This window comes from Actinomadura nitritigenes, assembly GCF_017573545.1.
Classification (GTDB): Bacteria; Actinomycetota; Actinomycetes; order Streptosporangiales; family Streptosporangiaceae; genus Spirillospora; species Spirillospora nitritigenes.
The window spans coordinates 44,130-60,072 of sequence record NZ_JAGEOK010000042.1 but is presented as its reverse complement, the minus strand read 5'-3'; the positions used below and the strand labels follow the sequence as shown (position 1 = coordinate 60,072).

The window sequence follows — 15,943 nt, the reverse complement described above, 5'->3', positions numbered from 1 at the left end:
TGACCGGCGTCCGGTTTCGGTCAGGGGCCCGTCGGGCTCGGCCGCGCTTCAGGGGGCGCTGGGAGGGCGCGCCCCGGGGAGCCGCGTCAGCCGAGGCCGTTCTTGATGGCGGCGATCAGCTCGCCGCCCGCGGTGTCGCCGCTCAGCTCCCAGAAGAAGGCGCCGCCCAGGCCCTGGCCCTTGGCGTAGGCCATCTTCCCGCCGATGGTGGACGGGGTGTCGTAGCTCCACCATTCGCTGCCGCACCTGGCGTAGGCGGTCCCGGCGACGGTGCCGGTCGCGGGGCACTTGCCCTTGAGGACCTTGTAGTCCTCGATGCCCGCCTCGTAGGTGCCGGGCGCGGCGCCGGTCGCGGTGCCGCCCGGTTCGGACTGGGTGACGCCCGTCCAGCCGCGCCCGTAGAAGCCGATGCCGATCAGCAGCTTGCCCGCCGGCACTCCCTTGGCCTTGAGCTTGGCGATGGTGTCGCTGGTGTTGAAGCCCGCGTGCGGGATGCCGGGGTAGGACGTCAGCGGCGAGTGCGGCGCCGTCGGTCCCTGCGCGTCCCACGCGCCGAAGTAGTCGTAGGTCATCGGGTTGAACCAGTCGACGTACTGGGCGGCGCCCGCGTAGTCGGTGACGTCCATCTTGCCGCCGTCGCTCGCGTCGGCGGTGATCGCGGCGGTGACGAGGCCGCTCGACCCGAACTTCGCGCGCAGCGCGGCCATCAGCTTCTTGAACGCGTCCGGGCCGCTGGTGTCGCAGGAGAGCCCGCAGGCGTTCGGGTACTCCCAGTCGATGTCGATGCCGTCGAAGACGTCCGCCCAGCGCGGGTCCTTCACCAGGTTGTAGCAGGAGTCGGCGAACGCGGCGGGGTTCGCGGCGGCCTGCCCGAAGCCGCCGGACCAGGTCCAGCCGCCGAACGACCAGAGGATCTTCAGGTTCGGGTACTTCTTCTTCAGCTTGCGCAGCTGGTTGAAGCTGCCGGCGACGGGCTGGTCCCACGTGTCGGCGACGCCGTCGACGCTGTTGGCGGCGGTGTAGGTCTGCTGGTAGTCGGCGTAGGCGTCGCCGATGGCGCACTGGCCGTTGGTGACGTTGCCGAACGCGTAGTTGAGGTGGGTGAGCTTGGCGGCGGACCCGCTGGTGTCGATGTTCTTCACGTAGTAGGCGCGCTGGTAGACGCCCCAGTCGGTGAAGTAGCCGACGACCTTGCTCCCGCCGCCGCCCGGGTCGCCGCCGCCGCTCTCGTCGGTGGTGACCGACACGGCGCCGGACGCGGCGGACACGTTCCCGGCGGCGTCGTGCGCCCTGACGGTGAAGCTGTAGGCGGTCTTGGGGGACAGCCCCGAGACGGTCGCGCTCGTGCCGGTGACCGTGGCCGCCTTGGCGGCGCCGTTGTAGACGTCGTAGCCGGTGACGCCGACGTTGTCGGTCGACGCGTCCCAGGCCAGCGAGACGCTCGAGGCGGTCTTGGACGTCGAGCGCAGGTTCACGGGAGCGGTGGGTGCCTGCGTGTCCTGCTGCGGGGTGCCCGAGCCGTCGCAGGCGGCGCCGTTGACGGTGCAGCCGGTGAGCCAGCCGCCGCCGGTGCCGTCGAAGCCGAAGCTCGTGGTCGCCCCGGCGGCGACCGTCCCGTTCCAGCTCGCGTTGGCGAACGTGTAGTGGGTGCCGGAGACGGTCTTCGTCGCGTTCCACACCGTAGTGATGGACGTGCCGGACGGCAGGTCGCCCTCGACCTTCCAGCCGCTGATCGCGGCGCCCGTCCCGTTGGTGATCGTGCAGTTGCCCTCGAAGCCGGTGCCCCAGTCCGAGGTCTTGGCGCACGTCGCGGTGACGGTCCCGGCGGCCGGCGCCGGTGGCGCCGTGAGCAGGGACGTCGCGAGTGCGAGGGTGGCCGCGGTGGCGAGCGCGACGGTTCGCCTTCCGCCCGGTCTGGTCATGATTCTCCGTTCGTCCGTCCCCCGAACCAACAGGAATCCCCGCTCTTCTCTTAGGAAAGTTTCCTAAGAAATTGAGGCGATGGTAACCACGGCGACAGGGCCGTTCAAGCCCTCCCGGACGGGCGGAGCGGCCGGGCGGCGCTGGTCTGGGCGCCTGCCTGGGGACGTACGGGACGCCCGCGCGGAGAAAGACCGGAACGGGGGTTCAGGCCGTCCCGAACCAGCCCGGCATGTCCAGCCGCCACAGCTCCGCCGGCGTCATCGCCCGCAGGGCGTCCTCCAGGGAGCGCACCCGGTCGGCGCCGAGCCGCCGGACCCAGTCGTCCCGGATCCGGTCGAAGATCCGCGCGGACCGGGCCAGCGCGTCGACGCCGTGCGGGGTCAGCCGGACGATCTTGCGCCGGGCGTCCGCCGGATCGGCGGTGCGCTCGACGTACCCGGTCCGCTCCAGCGACTCGACCATCTTGGCCGCCGCCTGCTTGGACACGCCGAGCCGGCGGCCGAGCTCGACGGCGGTGGTGCCGTCCGGGCCGATCGCCTGGAACACGAAGCCGTGCATCGGCCGCATGTGGGGATGGCCGTCGCGGGCCAGCTCGGCGTGCAGCTCATCGATGATCACCTGGAACGCCAGGAGCAGTCTGAGCGGCAGCTCGAAGCCCGGCGGATCCGGGGGGGCACTTGACATGAAAGACAACCTCGTTGACTATATGGACAACCGCATTGACCAATTTACCGGATGGGGAGCCATGACCCTGCTGCGCAACGCCGACAACCGCCGCACCGAGACGCCGAACGGCGTGATGACCACCTTCGCGACCCCCGCCCAGGGCGGCACCGAGGGCATCGCCGTCTGGCGCGTCGACGCCACGCCCGGCCGGACCGGCCCGCTGCACGCCTTCGACACCGAGCAGGTGTGGACGTTCCTGGAGGGCGCCGCCACCGTCGACCTCGACGGCCGCAAGCTGGAAGTCGGACCCGGCGACACCGTCGTCCTGCCCGCCGACCTGCCCCGCCAGGTGACCGCCTCCGCCGGCGGCTTCACCGCCGTGGTCGCCGCCCACGCCGGCTGCCTGGTCTACGACCCGGACGCGGTCGTCGACCCGGGCAAGTGCGAGCTGGCGCCGCAGGGCGACGAGCGGATCGTCCCGCCGTGGGCCCGGTGACGCCGCGCCGGGTGGCGCCCGGCCGGGTGACGCCGCGCCGGGTGGCGCCGCTCCCGCGGGCGGCGGCTCAGCCGCCGAGATAGGCCAGGACTGCGAGCACGCGGCGGTTGTCGTCCTCCGACGGCGGCAGCCCGAGCTTGCCGAAGATGTTGTTCGTGTGCTTGCTGATCGCCTTCTCGGTCACGAACAGCTTCGCGGCGATCGCCGCGTTCGAGCGGCCCTCGGCCATCAGCCCGAGCACCTCGCGCTCGCGGGGGGTCAGCTGCTGCAGCGGCTCCTCGCGGGCGTGCCGGGTCAGCAGCTGCGCCACCACGTCCGGATCCAGCGCGGTGCCGCCGTCGGCGACCCGCCGCACCGCCTCCACGAACTGCTTGACGTCCGACACCCGGTCCTTCAGCAGGTACCCGATGCCGCCCGAGCTGTCCGACAGCAGCTCCCGCGCGTACAGCTGCTCCACGTGCTGCGACAGCACCAGCACCGGCAGCCCCGGCACCTGCTTGCGCGCCTCCAGCGCCGCCCGCAGCCCCTCGTCGGTGAACGTCGGAGGCAGCCGCACGTCCACCACCGCGACGTCCGGGCGGTGCGCGGTCAGCGCCCGCAGCAGCGACGGCCCGTTGTCCACCGCCTCCACGACCTCGAAGCCGAATGCCCCGAGCAGCCTGATCAGGCCGTCCCTCAGGAGGGCGAGGTCCTCGGCGATGACAACGCGCACGGCAGCTCCAGGGTCACGACGGTCGGCCCGCCGGGCGGGCTCGTCACGGCCATCGTCCCATCGAAGGTCGCGAGCCTGCGCTCGATCCCGCGCATGCCGCTCCCCGCCGCGGGGTCAGCGCCGCCCGTCCCGTCGTCCCCGATGATCATAATCAGCCGGTCGCCGGAGTGCTCGATCTGGAGCCACGCCCGCCGCGCCCCGGAGTGCTTGACCACGTTCGCCAGCATCTCCGCCACCGCGAAGTACGCCGCCGACTCCACCGGCGCCTCGAGCCTTCCCTGACCAACCGACCCCGACCTGCCTCCCGGGCGGCCGGACAGGTCGACGTGCACGTCCACGGGCAGCGGCAGGGTCAGGGCGAGCGCGCGCACCGCGCCGTCGAGCCCGCGTTCGGCCAGCACGGGCGGGTGGATGCCGCGGACCAGGTCGCGCAGCTCGGTCAGCGCCGTCCCGCTGGACTCGCGGGCCTCGGCGAGCAGCTTCTGCGCCATCTCCGGATCGTGCTTCAGCATCTCCTCGGCCAGCCCGATGTTCATGCTCAGCGCCACCAGCCGGGCCTGCGCGCCGTCGTGCAGGTCGCGCTCGATGCGGCGCAGCTCCGCCGCGGAGGCGTCCACCGCCTCCGTCCGCGTCTCGGCGAGCCGCTCGACCCGGGCCGCCAGCGCGGCGCGCGTCGGCGCCAGCAGCGACTGCCCGAACAGCGCGTGCGCCTTCAGGAAGAACGGCCCCACCGGCCAGGACACCACGAACAGCACCGCGCCCAGCACGACCGACCCGGCGATCCCGGCCGCGCCCCAGTCCTCCAGCGGCCAGAACGGCCCCCATCCGTAGCCGCTGACCATCGACAGCCACGGCGCCAGGAACACGCCCTCCAGCCCGTACACCGCCAGCCCGCCCGCGAGCACCCCGAGCACGAGCGCCACCGGCACGTTCAGGATCGTCCACAGCAGGTCGCGCCAGGACGCGGGGTCGCCCAGCAGCCATGCCAGCCGCCGCCACGGCCCGGCCGGGCCCGCCGGCTCCGGCCGGTACGGGACGGGGATCCGCACCCCGGACCACTCGGCCGCCCACGCCCGCTGCCGGTCGGCGACCGACCGGATCGCCTGGAACACCGCCGGCACCAGGACGACGCCGACGCCCAGCGGGATGAACGCGATCGACAGCACCGCCAGGATGAACAGCGGCAGGTTCACCGCGAACGCCATCACGATCTGGAGGACCGCCCGGTACAGGCCGGGGAGCAGGCGGGTCCGGGCGCGGCGTCCGTACTCGCGCAGAAGCTCGCTCACCTGGTCCTCCAAGGAATCGCCATAGCGGTGGATCTCCACCATTGTGGTCGAGCGCGGTCCGGGGCTCGGTGGTGCTAGACCCACTCTTCCCGGGCGGCCCGGTGGTGCTGGGCCTACCGTCATACGAGCGGTGACAAGACAAGCGGCCCCGATCCCTGGACAATGCACAGGCGACACCCAGGGGAGAAAGCGAATCCAAGCTGTGACAGCGACCATCAGCCAGACGTCCGCCGGCCACGAGGGCGCCGAGCCCTCGATCCGGCCCATCACCGAGCGCATCGCCGAGGAGATCGGCGTCCGCGAGGGCCAGGTGCGGGTCGCGGTGGACCTGCTCGACGGCGGGGCGACCGTCCCGTTCATCGCCCGCTACCGCAAGGAGGCGACCGGCGCGCTCGACGACGCGCAGCTGCGCGCGCTGGAGGAGCGGCTGCGCTACCTGCGCGAACTGGACGAGCGCCGCGCCGCGATCCTGGAGTCGATCGAGTCGCAGGGCAAGCTCACCGGCGAGCTGCGCGCGCAGATCATGGCGGCCGACTCCAAGGCCCGCCTGGAGGACATCTACCTCCCGTACAAGCCGAAGCGGCGCACCAAGGCGCAGATCGCCCGCGAGGCCGGCCTCGAACCGCTCGCCGAGCTGCTGCTGGACGACCCGTCCCGCGACCCGCAGGCCGAGGCCGCCGCCTACGTGGACGGCGAGAAGGGCGTCGCCGACACCGCCGCCGCGCTGGAGGGCGCGCGCGCCATCCTCGTCGAGCGCTTCGCCGAGGACGCCGACCTCATCGGCGCCCTGCGCGAGCGCATGTGGAGCCGGGGCCGGATGATCTCCCGGGTCCGCGACGGCAAGCAGGAGGCCGGCGCGAAGTTCGCCGACTACTTCGAGTTCGCCGAGCCCTTCGCCAAGCTGCCCTCCCACCGGGTCCTCGCGCTGTTCCGCGGCGAGAAGGAAGAGGTCCTCGACCTCGACCTGGAGCCGGAGGAGGAACCCGAGGACCCGTCCGCCCGCAGCTCCTACGAGGCGGAGATCGCGCGCCGCTTCGGGATCGCCGACCAGGGCCGCCCGGCCGACCGGTGGCTGGCCGACGCCGTCCGCTGGGCGTGGCGCACCCGCATCCTCGTGCACCTCGGCATCGACCTGCGCACCCGGCTGCGGCAGGAGGCGGAGGACGAGGCCGTCCGGGTGTTCGCCGCGAACCTGCGCGACCTGCTGCTCGCCGCGCCCGCCGGGACCCGCGCCACCATGGGCCTGGACCCGGGCCTGCGCACCGGCGTGAAGGTCGCCGTCGTCGACGCCACCGGCAAGGTCGTCGCGACCGACACGATCTACCCGCACGAGCCGCGGCGGAAGTGGGACGAGTCGATCGAGACCCTGGCGAAGCTGGCGCGCGAGCACCGGGTGGACCTCGTCTCCATCGGCAACGGCACCGCGTCCCGCGAGACCGACAAGCTCGCGGCCGACCTGATCGCCCGGTACCCCGACCTCAAGCTCACCAAGATCATGGTGTCGGAGGCGGGCGCGTCGGTGTACTCGGCGTCGGAGTACGCGGGCCGCGAGCTGCCCGGCATGGACGTCTCGCTGCGCGGCGCCGTCTCCATCGCCCGCCGCCTGCAGGACCCGCTCGCCGAACTCGTGAAGATCGACCCGAAGTCGATCGGTGTCGGCCAGTACCAGCACGACGTGTCCGAGGTGAAGCTGTCCCGCTCCCTCGACGCCGTCGTCGAGGACTGCGTGAACGCGGTCGGCGTGGACGTCAACACCGCGTCCGCGCCGCTGCTCACCCGCGTGTCCGGCATCGGCGAGGGCCTCGCGGACAACATCGTCGCGCACCGCGACGCCAACGGCCCGTTCCGCAGCCGCTCCGGGCTCAAGGACGTCCCGCGGCTCGGCCCGAAGGCGTTCGAGCAGTGCGCGGGCTTCCTGCGCATCCCCGGCGGCGACGACCCGCTCGACGCGTCCAGCGTGCACCCCGAGTCGTACCCGGTCGTCCGCCGCATCCTGGAGACCGCCGGCAGCGACATCAAGGGCCTCATCGGCAACACCGCGGTGCTGCGCTCGCTGAAGCCCGCCGAGTTCGTCGACGACACCTTCGGGCTGCCGACCGTCACCGACATCCTCGCCGAGCTGGAGAAGCCCGGCCGCGACCCGCGCCCGGCGTTCAAGACGGCGACGTTCAAGGAGGGCGTCGACAAGATCTCCGACCTCGAACCCGGGATGCTGCTGGAGGGCGTCGTCACCAACGTCGCCGCGTTCGGCGCGTTCGTGGACGTCGGCGTCCACCAGGACGGGCTCGTCCACATCTCCGCGATGTCGGACAAGTACGTCGAGGACCCGCGCGAGGTCGTCAAGCCCGGCGACATCGTCCGGGTGAAGGTGCTGGACGTCGACCTGCAGCGCAAGCGGATCTCGCTGACCCTGCGGCTGGACGACGAGCCGGGCCGCGACCAGCGGGGCGGCCGCGGCGGCGAGTCCCGCGACCGCGACCAGCGCCGGCCCGGACGCGGCGGCGGCCAGGGCGGCCAGGCGGGTCAGGGCGGCCAGGCAGGCCAGGGCGGAGGCCGCGGCGGTCAGGGCGGCGGACGCAACCAGGGCGGGCGCGGCCAGGGCGGCCGCAACCAGGGCCAGCGCCAAGGCCAGGGCCAGCGGCAGGGGCAGGGACAAGGCCAGGGCCAGGGGGGCGGGCGCGGCCGGTCCGGGCAGGGCGGCTTCTCCGGCGGCGGCGCCATGGCCGACGCGCTGCGCCGCGCCGGCCTCGACAAGGGCCTGCCCGGCGGCGACCGCAAGTCCCGCTGAGCCGGCCCGCTACGACAGGCACTCACGCGCAACGGCCGCCGTCACCGGACTTCCGGTGGCGGCGGCCGTTCGCGGTTCAGAAGCGTCCCGGCCCGGCCCGCTCGGCGGTGATGTGGCCCGTTCCGGTCAGCGGCCGGTCCCGCGCCAGCGTCCGTCCGAGCCCGTCTCGGTGTGGTGCTCCGGCGAGGAGGAACGGCGCGGGTCCTGCGCGGGCCTGCGCGGCGACCCGCCTCGCGGCGGCGTGTTGGGCAGGTTGTACGGGCCCGTGCCCAGCGGATCCTGCGCGTAGGGGCTGCGCTGCGGCGGCACCGAATACCGCCCCGGGCCCGCTTCGGGGGACGGCGGCTGCTGCCCCAGGTGCGGCCCGCCCAGCACGGGACCGCCCACCGCGGGACCGCCGAACGGGTCCTGCGCGGCGGAGAGGTCCTCGCGCGGGCGCTCGTCCTCCTCGACCGGCCGGTGCCGGGGGAACTGCAGGACGGCGACCGCGCCGAGCAGCAGCGCGCCGAACCGCATCGCCGAGTGCCCCATGTCCTTCGGCCACGCCTCCGCGTACATGAAGGTGCCCATGGTCAGCAGGTACGACTTGGCGCTCACCGTCATCACGGTCGACACGATCGACACCCGGCAGCGCTGGAACGCCATCACCATGATCCCGAAGCCGACCGCCGCCGCGAACACCGTCAGGTACGGCCAGGGCGTCGTCGCTATCCGCAGGCTGGTGGCGTGCCCGTCGTCGCTCCAGCCCTTGATCGCCAGCTCGGCGGTGCCGACCGGGAACCCGGAGCTCAGCCCGTAGGCGATGCCGGTGACGGGGCGGGCGTGCCGGCCGTCCGGCCGGTGGTCGCCCAGCACGAGGATCAGCACCGGCACCACCACCGCCGGCGCCACCACCACCGCGATCTTCCACAGCGGCACTGCGGCCGACCCGATCGGCTCGTGGCCGCTGATCGACGCGGTGAGCAGCAGGATCGCGGCGGCGATCAGCAGCAGGCTGAGCCACTCGCGGGCGGTGAGCCGCTCGCCGAAGAACACCATCGCGATCAGCAGCAGCGGGACGACCCCGGACATGAAGATCGGCACCGCGGTGGACAGCGGCAGCATCCCGAGCGCGACGATCTGCAGGCCGAGGCCGCCGAGCACGATCGCGAGGGCGATGAGGAAGATCCAGTTGCTCACGATCGTCCAGATCATGTGCAGGATGCGGTTGCCCCGCACAGGGGCCATCCGGTCCGCCGCCAGTTTGAAGACGGCGAACCCCAGGTAGTACAGACCGGTCGCGCTGAAGGCCGCGGCTATCCCGTTCATCCCGGACGAGTATGGGGGTACGGGGTGCCAAATGTCACTGCCTGTACGGGATTGTTGACAGCGATTCGCCGGTCCACCGCCCCCGCGATGTCCGCAGACGCCGCCGCTACCCCATAGACTTGGCGCGCGAGGGCGCGGAGCCGCATCTCGGCATGCCCGCGCCCGCGAAGACCGACCGGCTGAGAAGACGCAGACGGGCAGCGGCATTGCGGCCGTGTGCGTCGAGGCCGGGCGCTCGCAGGCAGGAAAGAGCACGCGTCGAACGCCGCGGCCGAGACAGCGCCCGATCAAGGAGACCTACCCCAGTGAAGACCGATGTCGAGGAGCTGACCCCCACCCGGGTCAAGCTCACCGTCGAGGTTCCGTTCGACGAGCTCAAGCCGAACCTCGACAAGGCGTACAAGGAGATCTCGCAGCAGGTGCGGATCAAGGGCTTCCGGCCCGGCAAGGTCCCCGCCCCGCTGATCGACAAGTACGTCGGGCGGGGTGCGGTCCTGCAGGAGGCGGTCAACGACGCGCTTCCCGAGCTGTACGGCCGCGCCGTCGAGGAGACCGAGCTCTTCGTTCTCGGCCAGCCGGAGGTCGAGGTGACGGAGCTGGACGACGGCTCCCAGTTCGCCTTCACCGCCGAGGTCGACATCCGGCCGAAGTTCGAGGTGCCGGACTACGACGGCATCGAGGTCGTCGTCGACGACGCCGAGGTGACCGACGAGCAGGTCGACGAGACCGTCGGCAACCTGCGCGAGCGGTTCGCGTCGCTGACCACCGCCGAGCGCGCCGTCGAGGAGGGCGACTTCGCCACCGTCGACCTGGTCGCCAAGATCGACGGTGAGGAGGTGGAGGACGCCTCCACCACCGGCTACTCCTACGAGGTCGGCAGCAAGTCGGCCATCGAGGGCCTCGACGAGGCCCTCGTCGGCCTGTCCGCCGGCGAGGACAAGACCTTCACCGGCACCCTGGTCGGCGGCGAGCACGCCGGCGAGGAGGCCGAGATCACCGTCACGGTGCAGAGCGTCAAGGTGAAGAACCTGCCCGACCTGGACGACGAGTTCGCCCAGCTCGCCAGCGAGTTCGACACCATCGACGAGCTGCGCGAGGACGTCCGGACCCGGCTGGGCCGGCAGGTCAAGCTGCAGCAGCTGTCCGAGGCGCGCGACAAGGCCCTCGAGGCGCTGCTGGAGAAGATCGACATCCCGCTGCCCGAGAAGGTGGTGGAGGAGGAGATCGGCCGCCGCAACCAGCAGCTGGAGCAGCAGCTCCAGATGGCGGGGATGTCCAAGGAGGACTACCTCAAGGACGAGGAGAAGTCCGAGGAGGAGTTCGACACCGAGGTCGCCGACGCGGCCCGGCTCGCCGTCAAGGGCGGCTTCGTCCTCGACCAGCTCGCCGTCCAGGAGGAGCTCGGCGTCGAGAACGAGGAGCTCAGCGAGTACGTCGTCACGCAGGCCATGCAGATGGGCGTGGCGCCGCAGCAGCTCGCCGAGTACCTCACCCAGAACAACCAGCTCCCGGCGATCGTGTCGGAGGTGCTGCGCAGCAAGGCGCTGAACCTCGTGGTCGAGCACGTCACGATCAAGGACGAGTCCGGCAACGTGATCGACGTGGAGGCCGTCCAGCGCGAGCTGAACGGCGAGACCGCCGAGACCGCCGAGACCGCCGAGGCCGAGGGCGCCGAGGAGCCGGCCGCCGAGGCCGCCGAGGAGACCCCCGCGGAGACGGCTGAGGCCGCCGCTGAGGAGGCCCCCGCCGCCGAGGCCGAGGACGGCGACGCGAAGTAGGTCCGACGCGTCCAGGACGTCCTGAGCGTTCCCGACACGCCCCGCCCCCGCTGCTCCGGGTGCGGGGCGTGTCGCGTTCGCGGAGATCGTCCATACCTCGCGGAGGCGTGGGTACGCCCCTGGCGAAAAGGCGGCCCCCCGGGCGTAAACGGGGTCGTGAGCGCGTTACTGTCCAATCATCCGAACCGATTAAAAGGACCGGAGGAACACCCGGTGAGCATGCCTCCGACTTTCGACGAGTCGTCGCGGATCCAGGCGCGGGTGGCCGAGGCGCCCCTGCTGCCCCTGGGCGACCAGCTGTTCCAGCGGCTGCTGCGCGAGCGCATCGTCTTCCTCGGCCAGCAGGTCGACGACGACATCGCCAACCGCATCTGCGCCGAGCTCCTGCTGCTGTCGGCCGAGGACGGCCGCCGCGACATCACGCTCTACATCAACTCGCCAGGTGGCTCCGTCACCGCCGGCATGGCGATCTACGACATCATGCAGTACGTCCCGAACGACATCGTGACGGTCGGGATGGGCCTGGCCGCCTCGATGGGCCAGTTCCTGCTGTGCGCGGGCACCACGGGCAAGCGCTACGCCCTGCCGCACGCCCGGATCATGATGCACCAGCCGTCCGGCGGCATCGGCGGCACCGCCTCCGACATCAAGATCCAGGCCGAGCAGATGCTGTACGTCAAGAAGACGCTCGCCGAGAAGATCGCCGAACACACCGGCCAGCCGCTCGACCAGATCGAGCGCGACTCGGACCGCGACCGCTGGTTCACCGCCGACGAGGCCAAGGACTACGGGTTCGTGGACCACGTGGTGCTCAGTGCCACCCAGGTGCCCTCCGAGGGCACCGTCTCCTGACGACCCGAATCACTTATCGGAGGCACACAGTGAGCGACCTCATCCGACCCGGATTCAGCGATCTGACCCGTCCCGGCGTCCAGGCGGGCGGGTCCCCGATGCCGGTCGACAACCGGTACATCATCCCCTCCTTCGTCGAGCGCACCACGTACGGGGTCAAGGAGATGAACCCGTACAACAAGCTCTTCGAGGAGCGGATCATCTTCCTCGGCGTGCAGATCGACGACGCGTCCGCCAACGACGTGATGGCCCAGCTGATCACGCTGGAGTCGATCGACCCCGACCGCGACATCAGCATCTACATCAACTCGCCCGGCGGCTCGTTCACCGCCATGACGGCGATCTACGACACGATGCAGTTCGTCAAGCCGGACATCCAGACGGTCTGCATCGGCCAGGCCGCCTCGGCCGCCGCCGTGCTGCTCGGGGCCGGCACGCCCGGCAAGCGGGCGGCGCTGCCCAACTCGCGGATCCTGATCCACCAGCCCGCGACCGAGGGCACCTACGGCCAGTCCAGCGACATCGAGATCCAGGCCCGCGAGATCATGCGGATCCGCGAGCTGCTGGAAACGATCCTGGCCGAGCACAGCGGCAGGCCGATCGAGCAGGTCCGCCGCGACATCGAGCGCGACAAGATCCTCACCGCCGACGAGGCCAAGGAGTACGGTCTCATCGACGATGTCTTCGCCAGCAGGAAGCGCAAGGCGGAGGTAGTGTCGTCCTGAGGACCTAGGACGCGGGAGTCCCGAGCCCGGTGGTCATACTTCCGGGCGAGGGGCTTACCAAGTCCGTTGGAGGCGGTAACGTCGAGTCCAACGTCGAGAGCCCTCGGGACGCCAGCCGGCCGCGCCGCACCCTCTCAGACGGGCGGCCCCACGAAAAGGAGACAGTTGGGTGGCACGCATCGGCGACGGTGGTGATCTGCTCAAGTGCTCGTTCTGCGGGAAGAGCCAGAAGCAGGTCAAAAAGCTCATCGCGGGTCCGGGCGTGTACATCTGCGACGAGTGCATCGATCTCTGCAACGAGATCATCGAGGAGGAGCTCTCCGAGACCTCCGACCTGAAGTGGGACAACCTGCCCAAGCCGCGGGAGATCTACGAGTTCCTGGACTCCTACGTCATCGGGCAGGAGACGGCGAAGAAGGCACTGTCCGTCGCCGTCTACAACCACTACAAGCGGATCCAGTCGGGTGACGTGGGCCGGGACGACCAGGTGGAACTGGGCAAGTCCAACATCCTGCTGCTCGGCCCGACCGGATCCGGCAAGACGCTGCTCGCGCAGACGCTCGCCAAACTCCTCAACGTCCCGTTCGCCATCGCGGACGCCACGGCGCTGACGGAGGCCGGATATGTCGGCGAGGATGTCGAGAACATCCTCCTGAAACTGATCCAGGCGGCCGACTACGACGTCAAGAAGGCCGAGACCGGGATCATCTACATCGACGAGGTCGACAAGATCGCCCGCAAGAGCGAGAACCCGTCGATCACCAGGGACGTCTCGGGCGAGGGCGTCCAGCAGGCGCTGCTGAAGATCCTGGAGGGCACGACCGCGAGCGTCCCGCCGCAGGGCGGCCGCAAGCATCCGCACCAGGAGTTCATCCAGATCGACACCACGAACGTGCTGTTCATCTGCGGCGGCGCGTTCGCCGGCCTGGAGAAGATCGTCGAGTCCCGGGTGGGCAAGCAGGGGATGGGCTTCGGCGCCCAGATCCGCTCCAAGTCCGACTTCGAGGAGTCCTCGGCGGTGCTCGGCGACGTCATGCCGGAGGACCTGCTGAAGTTCGGCATGATCCCGGAGTTCGTCGGCCGCCTCCCGGTGATCACCTCGGTGCACAACCTGGACCGGGAAGCGCTGATCAACATCCTGACCGAGCCGAAGAACGCGCTGGTCCGCCAGTACCACCGCCTCTTCGAGCTGGACGGGGTCGACCTGGAGTTCACCGACGACGCCCTCGAGGCGATCGCCGACCAGGCCATCCTGCGCGGCACCGGTGCCCGCGGCCTCCGCGCGATCATGGAGGAGGTCCTGCTGTCGGTGATGTACGAGGTGCCGAGCCGGCAGGACGTCGCGCGCGTGGTGATCACCCGCGAGGCCGTCCTGGAGCACGTCAACCCGACCCTCGTCCCGCGCGACCGCCCGAAGCGCGAGCCGAGGGAGAAGAGCGCCTGAGCGCAGCCCGCACGCGAACGCCCCTGGCCGTCATGGCCAGGGGCGTTCGCGCGTTCCACGAGTGTCTGTTCGCGACCGCCCGCAACAGCCGCATCTCAGCGACCTGAGCCGTCGCGCGAGCGCGCTGTCTGACCGGTGGGGGCGATGCCGGAGGCGAGCCCCCACCGGGAGGCTCGCGAAGCGAGTTCGCGCTCGCCCAAGACCGGTCAGCGGGCGAGCCGCCAGGCGAGCCTGCTGGGCCGGGGTTGTGGAAACACAGCCGCTAGGCGAGGTCCTTGGGCCGGGATCGCGGGTTGGCAAAGCCGGCCTCGCGGGCGAGGACGATGGCCTGGGCGCGGTCGGCGACGTGCAGCTTCATGAAGATGTTCGACACGTGGTTGCGGACGGTCTTCTGGCTGAGGAACAGGGTGGCGGCGATCTCGGCGTTGCTGCGGCCCTGCGCGATCAGTTCGAGGACCTCCCGTTCCCGCTCGGTGAGCTGCGGGAACGCGGCCTGCCGGGGGTCGGGCATGTCGGTGAAGTAGGTGAGGACGCGGCGGGCGATCTCGGGCCCGTAGATGGCCTCGCCGGCCGCGACCGCCCGCACGGCGCGGGCGATCTCCTCGGCGCCGGACTCCTTGAGCAGGTAGCCGCGGGCGCCTGCGCGCATCGCGTTGAACACGGAGTCGTCGTCGCGGAACATCGTCAGCACGAGCACGCCGATGCGGGGGCTGGTGCGGGTGATGGTCCGGGTGGCCTCGATGCCGTTGCCGCCGGGCATGTGCAGGTCCATCACGACGACGTCGGGCTGCAGTTCGGCGGCCATCCGCACCGCGTCCGGGCCGCATTCGGCCTCGCCGACGACCTCGACGCCCAGCGCCTGCAGCAGCCCCTTCAGGCCCTGCCGGAACACCGGGTGGTCGTCGGTGATGAGGACCCTGATCGCGTCCGTCATCGGCGGCCTCCGCTCACCTGCTCAGGGGCGCCCGTTCCGGCGTCCGGGCGGAGCATGATGGTACCCGGCGGCGCCCGGCGCGGGCAGGGGCAGCCGCGCCGACACCACGGTCCCGCCGCCGGGGCGGGACGTGACGGTGCAGCCGCCGCCGACCTCCGCCGCCCATTCCTTCATCGCGGCCATGCCGCGGCGGGGCCTCGGGCGGTCGCCGTTGCGGCCGGTGTCCGGCAGGCCGGGGCCGGTGTCGGCGACCATGAGGTGGAGGTCGGCGTCGCGGCGGAGCAGCACCATCGCGGTGCTGTCGGGCGCGTGCAGCCGGACGTTCGTGAGCGCCTCCTGGACGATCCGGTACGCGGCGACCTCGACGGCGGCGGGCAGTTCGGCGGGCCCGCCGTCGAACCGGACGTCGACGCGTTCGGCGCAGCCCTCGGCGAAAGACTCGATGGCGGCGACGAGGCCGAGGTCGTCCAGCGCGGGCGGGCGCAGGCCGTGCGCGAGGTCGCGGATCTCGCCGACGGCGTTCGCGAGCCGGTCGCGGACGTCGGCGAGCAGCGGGTCCATCCGCTCGGGCTCGCCGGCGAGGGTGATGCGCGCGGCGTCCAGGGACATGGCGAGGCTGGCGAGGGTGGGGCCGAGTTCGTCGTGCAGGTCGTGGCGGAGCCGGCGGCGCTCCTCCTCCCGGCTGGCGAGGATCCGCTCGCGGGAGCGCTGCAGGTCGTGGGTGAGGCGCAGCAGGTGGGGGATCGCCGCGGCGTGCGCCGCGACGGCTCCCGCGGCGAACGCGCCGGCCAGCACGGCGGTGCGCGCCAGTACCGCTCGCATCCCGTCCCACTCCCTTCGCCTCCGGTTTCGCGGGCGTGTCGGCATCACCCTTTCCGTGGAGGCGACCCGGTGTCAGGTGACCTGTGTCCCGTCCGCGGCGGGAAAACGCTCTCTGCGCCGCTGCGCTGCGGTGCAGGGCGGTGCCGGGCGGTGCCGGGCGGGCGCCGCGGCGGCTGCGGGGCGGCTGCGGGGCGGTACGGGGGCGG

13 protein-coding genes are annotated in these 15,943 nt (G+C 71.6%); 6 read left to right on the top strand and 7 right to left on the bottom strand.

The features are described from left to right. Positions 1-86 precede the first annotated feature (86 nt). Entirely contained in the window at positions 87-1,922 is a 1,836-nt protein-coding gene (locus J4557_RS42455) for a glycosyl hydrolase family 18 protein (protein ID WP_208272496.1), read from the bottom strand. A gap of 205 nt (positions 1,923-2,127) precedes the next feature. Beyond that, positions 2,128-2,607 carry a MarR family winged helix-turn-helix transcriptional regulator gene (locus J4557_RS42450; RefSeq protein WP_208272495.1) on the bottom strand — a complete coding sequence of 160 codons (480 nt, stop codon included), beginning with the start codon at positions 2,605-2,607 and terminating at the stop codon, positions 2,128-2,130. Positions 2,608-2,629: 22 nt separating this feature from the next. Here J4557_RS42450 and J4557_RS42445 point away from each other — a divergent pair, with 22 nt between their 5' ends. Next, on the top strand, positions 2,630-3,085 hold the full coding sequence (locus J4557_RS42445) for a cupin domain-containing protein (RefSeq protein ID WP_243777238.1): 456 nt from the start codon (positions 2,630-2,632) through the stop codon (positions 3,083-3,085). 67 nt (positions 3,086-3,152) lie between these two features. Here J4557_RS42445 and J4557_RS42440 read toward each other — a convergent pair whose 3' ends face one another. Continuing rightward, on the bottom strand, positions 3,153-3,797 hold the full coding sequence (locus J4557_RS42440) for a LuxR C-terminal-related transcriptional regulator (RefSeq protein WP_151546181.1): 645 nt from the start codon (positions 3,795-3,797) through the stop codon (positions 3,153-3,155). Beyond that, positions 3,761-5,086 carry a sensor histidine kinase gene (locus J4557_RS42435; protein ID WP_307800516.1) on the bottom strand — a complete coding sequence of 442 codons (1,326 nt, stop codon included), beginning with the start codon at positions 5,084-5,086 and terminating at the stop codon, positions 3,761-3,763. The genes J4557_RS42440 and J4557_RS42435 overlap by 37 nt, the downstream gene beginning before the upstream one ends. Before the next feature lie 256 nt (positions 5,087-5,342). Between J4557_RS42435 and J4557_RS42430 the strand changes: the two genes are divergently transcribed. Further along, complete coding sequence (locus tag J4557_RS42430; RefSeq protein ID WP_208272517.1) at positions 5,343-7,874, top strand: Tex family protein; 2,532 nt, start codon at positions 5,343-5,345, stop codon at positions 7,872-7,874. Between the two features lie 126 nt (positions 7,875-8,000). Here J4557_RS42430 and J4557_RS42425 read toward each other — a convergent pair whose 3' ends face one another. Beyond that, positions 8,001-9,182 carry a hypothetical protein gene (locus tag J4557_RS42425; protein ID WP_208272493.1) on the bottom strand — a complete coding sequence of 394 codons (1,182 nt, stop codon included), beginning with the start codon at positions 9,180-9,182 and terminating at the stop codon, positions 8,001-8,003. A gap of 305 nt (positions 9,183-9,487) precedes the next feature. Between J4557_RS42425 and tig the strand changes: the two genes are divergently transcribed. From tig to clpX, 4 genes are all read left to right on the top strand, one after another. Beyond that, entirely contained in the window at positions 9,488-10,960 is a 1,473-nt protein-coding gene (tig, locus tag J4557_RS42420; protein ID WP_208272492.1) for a trigger factor, read from the top strand. Positions 10,961-11,179: 219 nt separating this feature from the next. Continuing rightward, positions 11,180-11,812 (top strand): ATP-dependent Clp protease proteolytic subunit, encoded by a 633-nt coding sequence (locus J4557_RS42415; RefSeq protein WP_243777248.1) that lies wholly within the window; start codon positions 11,180-11,182, stop codon positions 11,810-11,812. A gap of 98 nt (positions 11,813-11,910) precedes the next feature. Next, a complete protein-coding gene (locus J4557_RS42410; RefSeq protein WP_208272515.1) occupies positions 11,911-12,537 on the top strand; it encodes an ATP-dependent Clp protease proteolytic subunit in 627 nt (208 codons plus the stop codon). Between the two features lie 169 nt (positions 12,538-12,706). Continuing rightward, positions 12,707-13,981: an ATP-dependent Clp protease ATP-binding subunit ClpX gene (clpX, locus tag J4557_RS42405; RefSeq protein WP_151545781.1), complete on the top strand. Its 1,275-nt coding sequence runs from the start codon at positions 12,707-12,709 to the stop codon at positions 13,979-13,981. 262 nt (positions 13,982-14,243) lie between these two features. On the opposite strand, the gene J4557_RS42400 is transcribed toward clpX, so the two are convergent. Together J4557_RS42400 and J4557_RS42395 are read right to left on the bottom strand one after the other, a co-directional pair. Next, on the bottom strand, positions 14,244-14,915 hold the full coding sequence (locus J4557_RS42400) for a response regulator (protein ID WP_208272491.1): 672 nt from the start codon (positions 14,913-14,915) through the stop codon (positions 14,244-14,246). A gap of 21 nt (positions 14,916-14,936) precedes the next feature. After that, complete coding sequence (locus J4557_RS42395) at positions 14,937-15,737, bottom strand: sensor histidine kinase (RefSeq protein WP_208272490.1); 801 nt, start codon at positions 15,735-15,737, stop codon at positions 14,937-14,939. Positions 15,738-15,943 lie beyond the last annotated feature (206 nt).

Excerpts from the sequence above, each read along its gene's own strand:
- J4557_RS42455 (WP_208272496.1), bottom strand. The coding sequence starts at position 1,922 with ATGACCAGACCGGGCGGAAGGCGAACCGTCGCGCTCGCCACCGCGGCC.
- J4557_RS42450 (WP_208272495.1), bottom strand. The coding sequence starts at position 2,607 with ATGTCAAGTGCCCCCCCGGATCCGCCGGGCTTCGAGCTGCCGCTCAGA.
- J4557_RS42445 (WP_243777238.1), top strand. The coding sequence starts at position 2,630 with ATGGACAACCGCATTGACCAATTTACCGGATGGGGAGCCATGACCCTG.
- J4557_RS42425 (WP_208272493.1), bottom strand. The coding sequence starts at position 9,182 with ATGAACGGGATAGCCGCGGCCTTCAGCGCGACCGGTCTGTACTACCTG.
- J4557_RS42415 (WP_243777248.1), top strand. The coding sequence starts at position 11,180 with ATGCCTCCGACTTTCGACGAGTCGTCGCGGATCCAGGCGCGGGTGGCC.
- J4557_RS42410 (WP_208272515.1), top strand. The coding sequence starts at position 11,911 with ATGCCGGTCGACAACCGGTACATCATCCCCTCCTTCGTCGAGCGCACC.
- J4557_RS42400 (WP_208272491.1), bottom strand. The coding sequence starts at position 14,915 with ATGACGGACGCGATCAGGGTCCTCATCACCGACGACCACCCGGTGTTC.
- J4557_RS42395 (WP_208272490.1), bottom strand. The coding sequence starts at position 15,737 with ATGCGAGCGGTACTGGCGCGCACCGCCGTGCTGGCCGGCGCGTTCGCC.